At 62.4% G+C, this 14,325-nt stretch carries 17 protein-coding genes and 3 pseudogenes; 9 read left to right on the top strand and 11 right to left on the bottom strand.

From position 1 onward, the window contains the following. Window positions 1-292 (bottom strand): annotated as a pseudogene (locus KBY67_RS13765) (photosystem II q(b) protein); the annotation flags it as partial. A gap of 253 nt (window positions 293-545) precedes the next feature. Between KBY67_RS13765 and KBY67_RS13760 the strand changes: the two are divergent. Beyond that, window positions 546-791, top strand: coding sequence for a hypothetical protein (locus KBY67_RS13760; protein WP_255111648.1), 246 nt, complete (start codon window positions 546-548; stop codon window positions 789-791). Here KBY67_RS13760 and KBY67_RS13755 read toward each other — a convergent pair. The 4 genes and pseudogenes from KBY67_RS13755 to KBY67_RS13745 all read right to left on the bottom strand — a co-directional run bounded on the left by KBY67_RS13755 (window position 785) and on the right by KBY67_RS13745 (window position 3,394). Continuing rightward, window positions 785-1,021 carry a hypothetical protein gene (locus KBY67_RS13755; RefSeq protein WP_255111647.1) on the bottom strand — a complete coding sequence of 79 codons (237 nt, stop codon included), beginning with the start codon at window positions 1,019-1,021 and terminating at the stop codon, window positions 785-787. The genes KBY67_RS13760 and KBY67_RS13755 overlap by 7 nt on opposite strands. A gap of 332 nt (window positions 1,022-1,353) precedes the next feature. Then, a pseudogene (locus KBY67_RS14975) lies at window positions 1,354-1,714 on the bottom strand (FAD-binding domain-containing protein). Continuing rightward, entirely contained in the window at window positions 1,702-2,583 is an 882-nt protein-coding gene (locus tag KBY67_RS13750) for a deoxyribodipyrimidine photo-lyase (protein WP_399214508.1), read from the bottom strand. Before KBY67_RS13750 ends, KBY67_RS14975 begins: the two are co-directional and overlap by 13 nt. Before the next feature lie 265 nt (window positions 2,584-2,848). Then, complete coding sequence (locus tag KBY67_RS13745; RefSeq protein ID WP_255111646.1) at window positions 2,849-3,394, bottom strand: thermonuclease family protein; 546 nt, start codon at window positions 3,392-3,394, stop codon at window positions 2,849-2,851. A gap of 62 nt (window positions 3,395-3,456) precedes the next feature. Here KBY67_RS13745 and KBY67_RS13740 point away from each other — a divergent pair. Then, window positions 3,457-4,731 (top strand): annotated as a pseudogene (locus tag KBY67_RS13740) (SulP family inorganic anion transporter). 38 nt (window positions 4,732-4,769) lie between these two features. On the opposite strand, the gene KBY67_RS13735 reads toward KBY67_RS13740, so the two are convergent. Next, on the bottom strand, window positions 4,770-5,456 hold the full coding sequence (locus KBY67_RS13735; protein WP_255111644.1) for an HD domain-containing protein: 687 nt from the start codon (window positions 5,454-5,456) through the stop codon (window positions 4,770-4,772). A gap of 98 nt (window positions 5,457-5,554) precedes the next feature. Here KBY67_RS13735 and KBY67_RS13730 point away from each other — a divergent pair, with 98 nt between their 5' ends. From KBY67_RS13730 to KBY67_RS13715, 4 genes are all read left to right on the top strand, one after another. Next, the gene (locus tag KBY67_RS13730) at window positions 5,555-5,860 is read left to right on the top strand and encodes a hypothetical protein (RefSeq protein ID WP_255111642.1); all 306 of its coding nucleotides are present in this window, start codon (window positions 5,555-5,557) and stop codon (window positions 5,858-5,860) included. Between the two features lie 22 nt (window positions 5,861-5,882). After that, window positions 5,883-6,584, top strand: coding sequence for an AI-2E family transporter (locus KBY67_RS13725; protein WP_255111641.1), 702 nt, complete (start codon window positions 5,883-5,885; stop codon window positions 6,582-6,584). Window positions 6,585-6,914: 330 nt separating this feature from the next. Next, window positions 6,915-7,109, top strand: coding sequence for a hypothetical protein (locus tag KBY67_RS13720; protein WP_255111640.1), 195 nt, complete (start codon window positions 6,915-6,917; stop codon window positions 7,107-7,109). Between the two features lie 128 nt (window positions 7,110-7,237). Continuing rightward, entirely contained in the window at window positions 7,238-7,690 is a 453-nt protein-coding gene (locus KBY67_RS13715; RefSeq protein ID WP_315855595.1) for a multicopper oxidase domain-containing protein, read from the top strand. Between the two features lie 11 nt (window positions 7,691-7,701). Here KBY67_RS13715 and KBY67_RS13710 read toward each other — a convergent pair whose 3' ends face one another. The 3 genes from KBY67_RS13710 to KBY67_RS13700 form a co-directional block, all read right to left on the bottom strand. Beyond that, entirely contained in the window at window positions 7,702-8,274 is a 573-nt protein-coding gene (locus KBY67_RS13710) for a hypothetical protein (protein ID WP_255111639.1), read from the bottom strand. A gap of 122 nt (window positions 8,275-8,396) precedes the next feature. Then, on the bottom strand, window positions 8,397-8,963 hold the full coding sequence (locus tag KBY67_RS13705; RefSeq protein ID WP_255111638.1) for a mechanosensitive ion channel domain-containing protein: 567 nt from the start codon (window positions 8,961-8,963) through the stop codon (window positions 8,397-8,399). A 9-nt stretch (window positions 8,964-8,972) separates the two neighbouring features. After that, window positions 8,973-9,254, bottom strand: coding sequence for a hypothetical protein (locus KBY67_RS13700; RefSeq protein ID WP_255111637.1), 282 nt, complete (start codon window positions 9,252-9,254; stop codon window positions 8,973-8,975). A 40-nt stretch (window positions 9,255-9,294) separates the two neighbouring features. On the opposite strand from KBY67_RS13700, the gene KBY67_RS13695 reads away from it, so the two are divergent. Continuing rightward, window positions 9,295-9,699, top strand: coding sequence for a hypothetical protein (locus KBY67_RS13695; protein ID WP_255111636.1), 405 nt, complete (start codon window positions 9,295-9,297; stop codon window positions 9,697-9,699). Here the strand turns inward: KBY67_RS13695 and KBY67_RS13690 are convergent. Together KBY67_RS13690 and KBY67_RS13685 are read right to left on the bottom strand one after the other, a co-directional pair. After that, window positions 9,681-10,028 (bottom strand): hypothetical protein, encoded by a 348-nt coding sequence (locus KBY67_RS13690; protein ID WP_255111635.1) that lies wholly within the window; start codon window positions 10,026-10,028, stop codon window positions 9,681-9,683. The two genes, KBY67_RS13695 and KBY67_RS13690, sit on opposite strands and share 19 nt — an antisense overlap. A 17-nt stretch (window positions 10,029-10,045) precedes the next feature. Next, window positions 10,046-10,798, bottom strand: coding sequence for an NAD(P)-binding protein (locus KBY67_RS13685; RefSeq protein ID WP_255111634.1), 753 nt, complete (start codon window positions 10,796-10,798; stop codon window positions 10,046-10,048). A 290-nt stretch (window positions 10,799-11,088) separates the two neighbouring features. On the opposite strand from KBY67_RS13685, the gene KBY67_RS13680 reads away from it, so the two are divergent. Beyond that, a complete protein-coding gene (locus KBY67_RS13680; RefSeq protein ID WP_255111633.1) occupies window positions 11,089-12,087 on the top strand; it encodes a glycosyltransferase family 2 protein in 999 nt (332 codons plus the stop codon). A gap of 47 nt (window positions 12,088-12,134) precedes the next feature. Further along, window positions 12,135-13,982, top strand: a complete 1,848-nt coding sequence (locus tag KBY67_RS13675) for a DUF6817 domain-containing protein (protein WP_255111632.1) — start codon at window positions 12,135-12,137, stop codon at window positions 13,980-13,982. Window positions 13,983-14,325: the final 343 nt, after the last annotated feature.

The raw sequence follows: 14,325 nt of genomic DNA, 5'->3' as shown, positions 1-14,325 counted from the left end.
CCCAGATCGGGTAGAAGTGCAGGCCGATGGCGTTGCTGGAGGGAACAACGGCACCGGAGATGATGTTGTTGCCGTAGAGCAGTGAACCGGCAACCGGCTCACGGATGCCGTCGATGTCGACGGGGGGAGCAGCGATGAAAGCCACGATGAAGCAGATCGTGGCAGCCAGCAGGGTGGGGATCATCAGCACACCGAACCAGCCCACGTAGAGGCGGTTGTTGGTGGAGGTGACCCACTCGCAGAACTGGCTCCATGCAGACGCGCCTTGGCGCTGCTGAAGGGTTGTGGTCATGAGGACGGAAATGTGTGCTCCGAAAGGAGCGGATAAGTAGGACAAGCAACGGCTGGTGAGCCGAAAACCGCGAATACGGTTGTGCTGGTCGTTTACAGAATAGCACGAAATTGCGGTTTGTAAAGACTTCGAGGCGCATGGGCTCGCTTCAACAGTCCTTCTGCTGCAAGGCAGGAGCCGGCAGAGGGCTCAGCCGCATCCCCACGACAGCAGGGCGGAAACGGCAGAGTGTTTATGTTCCGCAACAAAAGCCATGACGGTTGGCGAGCTTTTTCTCGAGTCCATCTCGAGCGGTGTGATCACCCACAAGGAACTCTCCTGGCTCACCAGGCAGCAGGCGACTTTCACCCGCGTCGAGGAGGCCACGGCCCTGCGCCTCGGACGCCTCCTCGACCAGGGCAGCATTCAGCTGGGCTGCCGGCTGGACCCGGCGAAGCTCCGCCACGATCTGGTGCGCGAGCAATGGATTGAGCCCCTGGGCCGCCGGCGCCATCACTGAGCCCCATCACTGCGCGGCTGCAGCCCTGAGGCTGGTCTCACCAGCAGATCACGCCTGAGCGAAGGGCTTGGAATCACCCGCAGCGTCAGGTCCTGATCCGGCTCCAGGGCCAAGCTGAGCTGCTTGAGCAGGCCCACCGCCAGCAGGCTGGTTTCGTAGATATCGCCGTAGCGCTCGAAGCGTGAGCGGGCGAAATCAGGATCCCGAAAGAAGGCGAGGGCCTCGAGCAATCCGCTCAGGGCGGGAGTGCTGCGCAGCGGGCGAAGGCTGGTGGGATCAGGGATCAGGGCTGCTCAGATCAGGAAGGTGATGGAGAGGCTCACCAGGGCCAGGCCGGCCAGACCGGTGGCGGCAAGAAGGGTGACAGATTGAGCCATAGGAGCGTCTAGACCGAAACCCAAATCTAGAGCAATCCTTAAGGTTCGTAGTCAGACCGGCCTGGCGTCGCAGCAATCCGTCATGGCAACGGCACGGCGAAGACACGGCCTGCGGCACGGCTTGCAGTACTGCTTGGAATACGGATCGGGGCTCTCCTCGCTGAAGCAGGGGCGGTCGCAGGCAATCAGCCCGGCTCCAGATCCACCAGATCCAATGGCAGCATCAGCTGTAACTGATTCGATTGATCGACTGGGGGGCGTGACCCGGGGCTGCGCCGCCGCCTGCTTCCGCTGGCCGCCAGTCCGGAGCGCCGGGATCCGTGCTTCTGCTGGATCGCATCGGCCAGCTCCGGCAGCCACTGGCGGATGAACTCGCCATTGGGATCGTGATTCTGACCCTGCTTGATCGGGTTGTAGATCCGGATCGTGTTGATGCCCGTGGTGCCCGCTCTCGCGCCATGGCAGCCAGAGGTGATGGCTGGCCACCGACATCAACATCGCCCGCATGCGGAAGCTGATCCAGCCGCTGGAGATCAGGTCCCGCATGCAGGCATCCACAAAGGGCAGCCCGGTGCGGCCTTCCGCCCAGGCCGCCAGCCGCGTCGGACCGCTGCTGCGCAGGCCGGCGGTGACGGGTGAAGCTCGCGGAACTCCAGATCCGGCTGGCATTCCTGCTTTTGGATGAAGTGGCAGTGCCAGTGCAGCCGCGCCTCGAAGACCAGCGGAACGCCCCGCCGCCGCCGGCTGAGCTGCACCACCTCCCGCAGCGACAGGGTGCCCCAGGCCAGGTGCGGCGAGAGCCGCGAACAGCTCTCAAAGGCCGTGCGCGGGCTGGAGAGCTCGCGGTGATATCGAACTCCCCGACCGCTCAGAAAACTCTCGAGAACAGCCAGTTCCTGCAGTCGCCCCCCGAGCTGCCTTCCCGGGAAGGGATCAGGCGCCAGAGCGAGCTCGCTGGCCGATGGAATCGCGCCGGCTTCAAGGCCCTCCAACGGCAGCAAGGACTGCGGCGGCGGTGCCATCGGCTCGGCCATGCGCTGCTCCCAGCGGCGCGCCCAGGCGCTGCGACTGGCCATGCGGCGGATCACGCCCGCAGACGGCTGCTCGATCCAGGGGATGCCGTGGCTCTCGGCCCAACGGGCCACGCGCCGGTCGCGGGCCCGCTCCAGCACCTCCTCCGCGATGCCGGTCCGCACCACCAGCGCTTGCCCTAGCTCCGCCAGGTCGCGGCGCAACTCCTCGAGGCTCTCAGCGCAGAAGGGCCACTGCCGGGCAGAGGCATCGCCCTGCCGCCACATCTCCGGCTCCACCACCACCAGCGGTAACACCGGGCCCAGGCGGCTGGCCTGCAGAAGTGGCTGGTGATCGGCCACCCGCAGATCCCGCTTGAACCAGACGACCTGCACCGGGGACATGACTGATCAGAGGCGCCTGTGCCTCAGCGCCTGTAGAGGCCAGCACCTGGAGCGCCCAAGCCGGCGCCAGGTCGCACGCCCGCACCCGAGGCCGGGCCACCAAGCCCACCGGGGTTCGGCCGAGCCAGACCCAGGCCTGGGGCCGCCAGGGTCATCATCACTCCAACCACCACCGGCAGCACAACGACAGGGATGCTGGGCATTGAGAGGGGATTCGCACCTACCGGGCAGGCTTAGCAAAAGCTCACCGCCCTGAACAGCCCGATCAGCGGGGGCTTCTGCCGCGGCGAAAGTCCCACGGCCGGGTGATGCCGCCGGGCACCTGCCAAACTCCATAACGGCTGCGCATCGCCCGATCTTCGGCGTCGAGATATTCCTTGGCATCGCAGCTGGCCAGGTAGCGACGGAAGGCAAAGGCTTCGCCGTCTTCCACCATCGCCAGGCCGAGGTTGATGTCGCTGATCACCTCGGCCACGGTGCGACCGAAGCGATCCACGGTCTGGGGCCTGAGGATCACGCTGGAGCCGGTCTTCAGGCGCATTTGAAGGTAGCGGTGGGCCCTTGCGCCATCGGGGGCCTGATCCAGCTCAGGGGCATCGATGCAGGCCAGCCGCACCGTGACAGTGACCCGGCGGGGCCCCTGCTGCACGCGGATCGTGTCGCCGTCGCCGATCGAGAGCACCGTGGCGCGGCCGTCGGGCTCAGGTCGTTCCCCCTGGCCCTGACTCAGAGCCGATGGAGCCAGGCCCAGCAGGAGCTGCAGGCCAAGCAGCAGCCTCAAGCCCAGCCGCTGGTGAAGGATCAGGGGCATCTCAGAGGGGCCGGCCCTTGACGGGCAGGCCTGCAGGATGACTTCAGTCTGCGCCGCGGGGCCTGCTCCATCGCGACATCCTCTCGGGCCTGGTGGTGGCCTTCGCGATGATCCCGGAGGCGGTCGCCTTCTCCGGCATCGCCGGCGTCGATCAGAGCGTGGGTCTGTTCGGGGCCTTTCTGCTGGCGGTCACCCTGGCGGTGGTGGGCGGCCGCACGGCGATGATCACCTCCGCCACCGGCTCCACTGCCTTGCTGATGACCGGGCTGGTGCAGCAGGGCAATGCCCTCGGCGAAGGGATGGGCCTGCAGTACCTGCTGGCGGCGGGTCTGCTCACCAGAGTGCTGCAGATCGCCTGGGGCTACCTGCGCCAGGCCCATCAGATGCGTTTTGTGCCCCAGCCAGTGATGGCGGGATTCGTCAATGCCCTGGCGATTCTGCTTCTGCTGGCCCAGTTGCCCCAGCTCGGCCTCGACCTGTTTCATACCGATCAACTGGCTGTGCTGCCGGGCCAGCTGCCGGCGATCTGGGGGGTGACGGGCCTCACCTTGCTGATCATTTATCTGCTGCCGCGCCTGACCACAGCGGTGCCCTAGGACCTGATCGCCATCCAGGTCACCACCGGCCTCTCGATCCACTTCCAGCTGGATCTGCCCACTGTCTCGAGCCTGGGCAACCTGCCCACCGGCCCGCCCGGCTTCGGCCTGCCGCAAGTGCCGCTCAGCTTCGACACCCTCGGGCTGATCCTGCCCACGGCCCTGGCGAGCTCGTTGATGGTTCTGATGGAAACCCTCCTCAACCAGGACATCCTCGACGACCTCACCGATCAATCCAGCCACAAGAACAAGCTGGCCAGGGGCCAGGGCAGCGGCATCACCAGGATCCCCAAGTGCGACACCGCCGTGCTGCTGCTCACTGTGGCTGTGACGGTGATCACCCACAACCTGGCCATCGGCCCGCTGGCCGGTGTGGCCCTCGCTGCCATTCTCTTCAGCCGCTAAGTGGCCAAGGTGATCGATGTGGAGAGCAGCCTGGAGGCACCCGATCACCGCCTCTACAGCGCGCGCGTTCAGCTGTTCTTCGTGAGCAGCATCTACTTCCGCGCCGGATTCGAGCTGCACGGACACCTGGCCCGGGTCACGATCGATATGGCGGTGGCCCACATCTGGGATCAGAGCGATGTCACCGTGTTCGACCAGGTCATCCGCCGGCTCAAGCTCGGCGGCAGCGCCGTGGAGGTGATCAACCTGAACCGCGAGAGCACCGATCTGTTCGCCCGCATCGGCTTGTCGCCGGAAGCGGGCGGTCGGGGCGGTGAGCCAGTTGCGCTGCACTGAAGAAATCCAGCGCTCCTTTGCGGAACCTCCCTCCGGCCTCAGCCGGCTTTCTGCCGCTCCTGCTTCTGCTGCTGCCGTTCGCCGTAGCCCGCCGCCCAGACCGCCGGGGCGATGCCGGCGGGCACCAGTCGTCCGTAGGGCCCACTGGCGAGGATTTCGCGCACGGCTTCGCCCAGCAGTTCGTTGGAGCGACTGGCCGGCAGCCGGTGGCTCAGTCTCTGGTGCATGCGCAACAGATACCAGGCGCTGCCATCGAGTCCGGCGTTGAAGCGGTTCCACAGGGCCGGGTCGCGGCGCGCATCGAGCACCATGTCGCGGGCGTTGTGGGCCTTGTCGGCGGCCGTGACCCGCAGGGCACCTTTGCTCTTGTGCTCCAGTGAGGCCAGAAAGCGGGTCTTGCGCAGCAGCCAGGGCTCCTTGACGACAACGGGCTCCTGCGGCCCGAGGGTGTCGGTGCAGGCGAGCACAAGGTCTGCCACCTCCTCGCCGAAACGCTCAGCGATCGAGCTGTGGCTCTGGCCGGCATCCTCGATGGCGTCGTGCAGCAGGGCGGCGATCGCTTCGTTTTCACTACCGCCGTCTTCCCAGACCAGGGCGCTGACGCTGATCAGGTGGGAGATGTAAGGCACCGGCTTGCCCTTGCGCCCCTGGGCGATGTGCAGCTGGGCCGCCCAGCCCAGGGCCTCGGTGTAGCGCTGGCTGTGGCGCTGATTTTGTTCGCTCATGGCGACCATCCTCCTCCGTGAGATTGACATCACCCCCCGGACATCGCCTGGCTGGATGGGGCATCAAGCGCCCCTGCTCCCTGTTTGGAGCCTGGCCTATGCCGTTGCCCACCCGTCTGCCCCGCTCGCTGGTCCTTGGCCTGGGCCTGGGCCTGGCCTTTCCGCTGGTGGTGCTGAATCTGTGGATGTTCGGTTCACTTTATCGCGCCTTTGAGGGGATCGCCTCCATCTTCATCCTGGCCGGGGTGATCGCCCTGATCCTCAACCTGCCGGTGCGGCTGCTGCTGCTGCGTCTCGGCATGGCCCGCAACTGGGCGATCGGATCGGTCTTCGGGCTGTTCCTCGGCCTCGCGGGCCTGCTGACGGCCATGCTGCTCTGCCGCTGCTGGTGGTTCGCTTTTTGATGCTGACGCAGGTGCTGCCGGAGTGGATCACGGCGCCAGCGAGATCATCAGGGCCATGGCGGCCAATGTCACCACTCAGCTGGAAGCCCTGCTGCTGAACATTCCCGGCTTCATCTCAGGGTCACTGGGCGGCTTCTTCAGCCTCTTCTTTCTGCTGGTTCTCACCGTCTTCTTCCTGATCTATGGCGGTGAATTGGTGCGCAATTGCCTGGTGTCGTGGTTGCCCCGCGACAATGGGCTGAAGGTGTTGAGTGTGCTGCGGCGCAACTTCAATAGCTACATCTTCAGCCAGCTGGTGCTCTCAGCGGTGCTGATCACTGCGCTGACCCCAACACTGCTGCTGCTCGGGGCACCCTTCCCGCTGCTCTTTGGCATCTCGATCGACCTGATGGGCTTCATTCCCTCCGGCGCCATCCTCGGCATCCTGCTGGTCAGCGCCCTGTTCATGTTCAAGAGCTTCTGGCTGGGGCTGTGCATCTTCGCGGTGCTGATCGTGGTGGATCAGGTGATCAAGAACGTGCTGCCGCCGCGACTGCTGGGCAAATTCACCGGCCTCAACCGGATCGTGATTCTGTTCTCGGTGATGGTGGGCGCCCGCATGGATGATTTCTATGGCGTGATCACCGCAGTGCCGATCGCCGCCACGATCAAGGCCCTGCTGCTGACACCGAGCCCGAAAGAGAGCTTCACTCCCCCTGAGCTGAGTCCCTCCACCACAGCCTGACGCTGGGACGCACTGCGATCGGTGCGACCGATGGCCGGCAGGAAGCCTAGATCCTCGTATTAGCGCAGGTTTTTCACCCGCAGACCACTGCGGGCGGCCAGCACACCGATCTTCATGACAGGGGCCGGCTCCTGTCTCGGGGTGGCCTGCAGCACCTTGACTCTCCACTCGCATGGAGATTCTCAACTCATCTCACCGTCTTGTCCTCCCTGTCATGCCAGCGCCTGGCGTTGGGCAAACACGGGATGCCCTGGAGATCCCATGACTCAGCACCTCAGTCCAGCCAAGCCTCAGCCCAGAGCCATCACCGGGCTCATTGGGCTGGCCTTGATGACTGGCTCCATTGCCGCCCCCTGGCTCGATCCGGCTGTCGCCGGCGCCCATTCCAAGGGGATGTACAAGACGCGTCAGGAGGCGGAGCGGCGTGCCGCCCAACTGAAATGCAAGCGGGTGTTCGCCATGGGCGACGCCTGGATGCCACGCGCCAATGAGCAGGCCCTGCACAAAGCCCTTCAGAACGAATGAGAACCCGCCATCAGCTGCGCCGCCTGCACCGAGCGCTGGCTTAGGCGGCCCTGCCGATCATCCTCACAGCCCTCTCAGGCTCCCTCTACGGCCTGCTCTCGGCCCAGGGAATCGAAGCCTTCTGGTTGATGAAGCTGCACAACGGCAACACGGCTGACCAGGTGTTCGCCGGGCTGGGTGGCGCCAACCTGGTGCTCAAGGATTTCGCCAGCGGCTCCAGGCCCGAAGCCGATGGCATGGGCATGGTCTTACTGATCAATGGCCAGCCCTTCGTCCACGACCACGTCAACACCCGAGTGACCCTCGGCGTTAGCGAAGACTGGCTGATCGTCAACGGCGACCCCCGCCTCGACCATCCCTTTAAACTGCACGTCAATTCCTTTCAGGTGATCAGCCGTAACGGCCACCCCGAGCCCCAGCGGCAGTGGAAGGACACGGTGCTGGTGCGGCCGGGGGAGGAGCTGCGCCTACGCGTGGCCTTCCGGGATTTCCCGGGGCGCACCGTGTACCACTGCCACAACCTCGACCACCAGGACCTGGGGATGATGGGGGTGCTGCAGATCGAAGAGAGGACCGGCTGAGGTCCAGCCGCTCAGCGCTGGAGCTGACGCAGTTGGGCCGGGGCAGGCTTCACACTCCAAGCCATCAAGCTGGTTTCCAGTGCCGGGCCATTGGCGGCGAGCCAGTCGCCTGCGGAGTCGGCAGCCTTGGCTCCGTAGGCGCGGTGGGAGCGCACCACCACGACCCCCACGCCATCTACCAGCACCACACGGGCCAACGCCGCCTCCACCAGGCCGGGTGCCGGCAGCAGGGCCACGATCAGGTGCTCCGCCGGGCGGGCGTCCGTTCTGGGCCGCGAGGCCGTGCGGATGACCCTGCCGGCCCGGCGGTAATTGGCAAGCACCCCATTGGCCAGGCCCGCCAGCTGGTCGTCGTTGCGCACGTTCTCGTGCACGTTGAGAGTCACCATGTCTCGCCAGGTGGTCAGGTTGGTCTGCACCCCAGGGGTGAACTCATGCTGCCCGCCGTCGGAGAAGCGATGCCAATACCGCTGCCCTCCAAAGCTGAGGGAAAGCCCCCGGAAAGCGGCAGCGGCGGGACGGGGTTCGGTGGCCTGACTCCAGACGGGTCCTGGCCGCAGGCCCTGAGCGAGGGCGCTGGCCAAGACAGCCGCAAGCATCAGAGCCCCCAGGCCAGTCGTGGTCCGTGGCGCGTTCATGGGCAAGCCGCTCCCTCCGCTCTCCGTAGTGCTGGCGTGGTCCATCATCGGGGGGACGTACTGGCGCCTCAACCGACGGCCATGGCCACCGTGGTGGCCACCCGCCGCCTGGGCAGATCCCCGTAATTCTGGATCACCTTTCCCAGCAGACTTTCATTACTGATCACGATGCGTTCTCCGTTGAGACTGCGGATGGTTGTGGAGGGAATTCCAACTTCTTCTACTGTCCTCAGCACATCATCAAAGCAGATGGATTGCCCAATTTCGAACGGCTCATCGAAGAGAATGGTGAGATAGTTCAGAAAGTTGGAGATCGGCCCCTTCAGGGCCAGGGCCAGGCCCAAGCCGATGCCGCCCCCCGCCAGAGAGGCATCAATGGCACCCATCTGAACGTCCTGGTTCTGCAGAAGCACCAGCAGGCACAGGATCCACACGCCTGAGCAAATCATTGGCTCCAGCCCCCGCAGCACCGTGAGCTGGTTTTCGCGCCTGAGTCGGGGCAGGGAGCGATCGAGCAGCAACAGCAGCACCCGATTGAGCAGGCGCACGATCAGCACGATGGTCAGGGAGATCATGGCCGCTTCGAGCATGCGATCGATACCCCCGCCGAAATTGAGCACCTCGACATCAGCCACCAGCGAGCGTCACCCCCACCAGAAGGCGCTGAGGCAACCGATGGGGGCGGCCGTGGTCAGCACCGAGCGCAACAGCTGATCATCCGTTTCACCAGGAGTTCTTCTGCTCAAACGCATCAACCAACGCCCCGTCAACCGCAGCGACACGAGAACCAGGGCACTGCCCAGCAGTACTTTCACTGTGGCGATCAGCAACGAGATGCCGAATTCTGTCATAAGCAATTCTGGATAATCCGTCAGGGTAAGAAACTTTTTCCGCCAGTGCACCACACCATCCCAACGCCTCAGCAACGCCCCATACACTTCACGGGCAAGGCCTGAGGGTGATGCGGTGGTGATCAGACTCCTCAGCTTGATGGCCGCCAGCTGGCTGCTGAGCTCTTCGGCCCTGGCGCAGGAAGCCCTGAGCTGCACGCGCCTGCAGGAGCAGTACCAGATCCTTGCCGATCAGGCGTTGCAGCAGGAAATTCTTCTGCTCAAGGCCGTGCGCCAGCGGCTCTGCCCCGTCATCAGCCAGCAGGCTGAGTCGGCCCAGTCGAGCCAGCCTGGGGCGGAGCCGATCGACTTCGACGCCCTGCTCAGCTGCCGCCATCGCGCCGAAGCTGAACTGCAGGCCACACGCGTACCCCACTACCGCAACCGGCGGCAACTGGCCTTCTATACCGCCAGAGGTGCGGTCCTGGCCAGAGAGGCCGACGGCTGGCTGGAGAACAAGGATCAGGCCGGCTGTCCATGAGCTGGCACTGACACGGGCCCCATCGCCGCCAGCAACTGCTCCGCCAGCTCCTCGCCGCTGCGCAGGGCACCCTCGATCAGGCCGAAACCAGGGCCGCTGATGAAATCACCACAGAAACCGATTCGGCTCTGCGGACAGAGAATCAGCTCGCTGGCCAGGCCGGATCCCTCAGGGAAAGCCGCCCCCCAGCGCATCAGCTGAGGATCGGCGTCCTCCAGCACCAGCGGAGTGATCCACGGCTCCATCACCGCCGAGAGGGCTGAGGCCAGGGTGTCGATCAGTGCCTGCTCCCGCTCGGGTGAAGGGCTGACCCCTGGCAGCCGGGCCACCGAAGATCGCGATCCGATCACATCGGGATGGAGCCTGGCCACAGCTGCGCTGGAGTGGGCCACCACGACGCAGCGGGCGGGATCAGCAGCAACAGGGCGCAACGCGGGCTGCTGTCGATCGCGGCGCTGCCCGCTGCGGCCCGCTCCAGCTGTGGATCCCCCAGGGTGCGGGCCAGTGGCTGCAGCGGCGGCTCCGGCCAGCCCAGCATCGTCCTGCAGCGGGGGTGCACTAGCAGGGAGCCGCTGAGCACCAGCCAGTCGGCGGCCCCCAGCCGTTGCTGCTGTTGATCGAGCAACTCCCAGCCGCCATGGGCAGTAGGGGCCAGATCGCGCACCAGGCACTGACTGTGCAGCTCAACGTCGCTGCCGGCCAGCTCCAGCAGCCCGTGGCAGAGCTGATCCATGCCGCCCCTACCCCGGTACAGGTCTCCGTGCGTGAGCGGATCGGTGGAGCCAGTGATCAGCTGGCCCCCAGCATCGAGCTGGGCCAGCCCACCGCCCCAGGGCTCGATCCAGCCCCCATCCAGCAAGGGAGCTAGCACTGCTGGCGCCGGACTGCTGCTGATCGAGAGCAGTGGCGCTCCGTGATCGAGACGCACGTGGGCGTCGTGGCGGGAGCGACGCGTGCTGGCACGCCCCCCCGGCCCCCGACCGGATTCCCAGAGACTGATCGGCCCCTGCCAGCCCAGCCGCCGCATCCGAGCCGCCAGGGCGCAACCCGCCACCCTGGCACCGATCACCGCTAGGGAGGGGACAGCAGTGGCGAACATGGGCAAACCGGACGAGCAAGCATCCGATCAGATTGGCGTCCCCAGGCATAGTCCGCGAGGTGCTTCACCTCCCAGACATGAGCGTGATCACGTTGTGCGACGTGTCAGGCTTGTTGGGAGCTGCCTGCCGACCTACCTTTATCGAAGTACTTACAGATTAAAAGGATGCATGCAATCATCAGGCAAGACGACAGTCCAAAGCCCCATGGTTATCCTCTGACCAGGTGATAGACGAAAGCCATCGCATGTCTCGAAATAAACCCCCCTCCACCAAAAGCCCCGCAGAGGCGATGGTATCCACAACTCCAGTTCTGCTGATTGCCTGGAAGCGCCCTGAGCTCACAAGGCAAGTGATCAATTGCCTTCGTGAGGTGGCCCCTGAACGGATGTATGTGGCCTGCGATGGCCCAAGATCCACCGTGGATGGTGATTTGGAGAAAATCGTCGCTACCCGTCGCGTCATCGATGCTGGGATCGACTGGCCGTGCCAACTGGAACAACTCTATTTCGAGACGAACCAAGGCTGTCGAATGGGGGTGATCCAAGCCATCAACTGGTTGTTTTCGCATGAGAGCGAAGGCATCATTCTAGAAGACGACTGCTTACCCCACAAAGATTTCTTTCTCTATTGCACAGACCTGCTGGAGCGATACCGTGACGACACCAGGATCTGGAGCATCTGTGGATCCAATTTTCAGCAAGGACATCAGAGGGGAGCAGCCAGCTACTTCTTCAGTATTCACGGCGACTCCTGGGGCTGGGCCACTTGGAAACGTGCCTGGAAGCACTTTGATCAGGCCAAGGACGATTGGCCAATGTTCAAGGAATCAGCACAATTTGATCAAGTCTTTCAGATCATCGATGAGCGTGAATATTGGAGCGACATCCTCGACGAGCTTTTCATCCATGGCCGACCCGACACTTGGGATTATCAATGGTGGCTTGCTGGGTGGATGAATCATGCTCTTCATGCCTGGCCCAACACCTGTCTGGTATCGAATCTGGGCTTTGACGGTGATGGCACCCATACCTTTGGAGACAGTCCATTTGCTGCCATCCCCCTGGAACCGTTGGGAAGCCTCCAACATCCCCAATTTGTCGCTCCAGACGGTGAAGCCGATCGCTACGCCTTCCTGCACCGGCGCGGTGGACTCCAAAGAATTAAGCACCACAGGCATCGACATTGGCATGTATGGAGCGCCCGCTGGCTTAATTTCAAACAGCAAGGCCCACTACGCTATATTTCAGGAAAACTGACAGACAAACTCAACGGCCGCTTACAATTCTGATCAAGGTTAAGCCTCTCACTGGTGACCAAACTAGCCTCAATTCCAGCATGGACCCCACGAAAGACATCACGATTGTTGTGACACCCCGCGAGCGCTTTAGTTGTGCGCTGCGCTCCATGAAATCCCTTCTGGCCTCTATCTCTTCCCAGGCGCCCGTTGTGTACATCGACGCTGGCACGCCTGGGCAGGCGAGAGAAAATCTCCATGCAATTGCCAAGACTCATAACGTCACCTTCATCGAAGCAGAAGGCCTCTCTTCTCCCAATCACCTTCGCAACTTGGCGGCAGAATCGATCAAGACGACTGCGATTTGCTTTGTCGACAACGACTTGCTCTACCAACAAGGCTGGCTGGATTATCTGGCTCGCGCCGCCGATGAAGAGCATGCCGACATTGCTCACCCCATCTGCTTGATTGGGGAGTTTGAAGAAGACAGAATTCATCATGCTGGCGGCAGATTTAAGATCGATCACACCGTTTCGCCCCCTCGCTATCGCGACGAACATCTTCTTGCGAATCAATCCTATAGTCGACACAAGCCTTTCTTGAGCCGCGCTGACAGTGACTATGCAGAGTTTCATTGCCTGTTGATCCAATCCAAGACTTTATGCAAGCTTGGGTTTTTAGATGAGGACCTCCTCTCTCTTGATGAACATATCGATCTCTGCATGAAAGTGAAGCAGGCAGGAGGAAAGATTGTTGTCGAGCCATCCGCAGTTGTCACCTACACAGCTCCATCCCAGTCTTCGCCTTTCTGGATCGCCGACGCACCAATATTCAAAGAACGCTGGTCAGAACACAATAATCTACATTCTGTGCAGCGCTTTTCAAAAACCTGGGGATTTCATTATGATGAACGAGAGCCTCCGTCTTCCCTGATCTTCGGGAACTGGGCCCTACGGCAAATGGTTGACATAAGGCCACGAACCATCCCTTCCAATTTCTATAAAGCCGTCAATAAACAGAATTTATCAGCAACTAACTATCCCTACGTTCATTCTTTCCCCCGGCTGATCAGGCAATGCTGTGAGCACGGCTTCAGCCCTGAGCAACTGCAGCAGATTCGCCTCGCCTTTGACTTGGCTGCTTCAATTCATAAGGGCGCTCTACGGGGCTGCCGCCTTCCCTTCATCGACCATTGTGTTGGTGTTGCCAGTGTGTTGGTGGTCCATGGCTTCAGTAGCGATCTGGTGGTCGCCGGGCTCCTTCATGCCATTTATCTCCAAGGAGCTTCATCCCGAGAGAACATCCTGGAAGCCACCCCCTCCCACCGTGGCTTCGTGCAACGACTGGTTGGAAAGCCAATCGAAACCCTTCTGTTTCGTTATCCACAGCTGAACTTCCTGGAGGAGCAGCCCTGGGAGCATCTCTCATGCCCTCTCGAGCAGATTCCATTGGAAGTTGCAGCCGTCTTGATGCTTCGTGTGGCCAATGAGATCGAAATGTGTCTTGACGACAAGCTGGTGTTTGATGGGCAGCTCAATCTGGACGTTCGGCCTGACGAGAACGGCAGGAACGGCATAATCGACGCTTCTCTGGCTGGAATGACCTCAAGCCAGGGCGAGCAGGCTCGCGTCCAGCTGTTCCAGCGTTCAGCTCCAATTCTTGAATTCTGCGGACATTCAACGCTCTGCGATGAAGGCCTTGAGCGAATCCATAACCTAGGCAGGCGCCTGCGCGATCAAACTATTTTCCCTGGAAACCCTCTCTCCACCGAAGGGATGATCGAAACGATCGCCGCCCCCTTTAAAGAGCTTAAACCACTCACATTCCGGCAAGAGATGCTCCAGCGAAAATTGTTGATGGTCAAGCCCTGTATTCCAGCTCGGTTGCGGCGAACAGTATTGGCCCAGCGCAGCAAAAATCTGATGAATCGCCTGATCGCAAAACTTTAGCTTCGGTGAAACCAACAATCAGTTTGCTCTCTACAAAGGAGCCTCATGGATGATCCACGCTTTGGTCTTGGCTAGATCAGGTATTGGCAAGCGGTTTTCAGCATCTCCCCAGGATTGCTCGCACACAATACTCATGATGCCAAAGTCACTTTGATGAAACCTCAGCTGGAATTTTTGCTGATCAACTGTGGCTTGGCAGTGGGCCTGCCCCCGGGTTCAGGAAAGATGTCACCCCTTTGATCCTTCCATCCGGGGGCTTGAGGACATGACCAATGCGCGGATACAGCGAGGCCGTCAAGGCTGATGTGAGGAGGCGGATGAGCCCGCCGCACAGGCAGAGCGT

This window comes from Synechococcus sp. RedBA-s (assembly GCF_024345495.1).
Taxonomy (GTDB): domain Bacteria; phylum Cyanobacteriota; class Cyanobacteriia; order PCC-6307; family Cyanobiaceae; genus Regnicoccus_A.
This window is presented reverse-complemented; position numbering and strand designations above follow the sequence as displayed.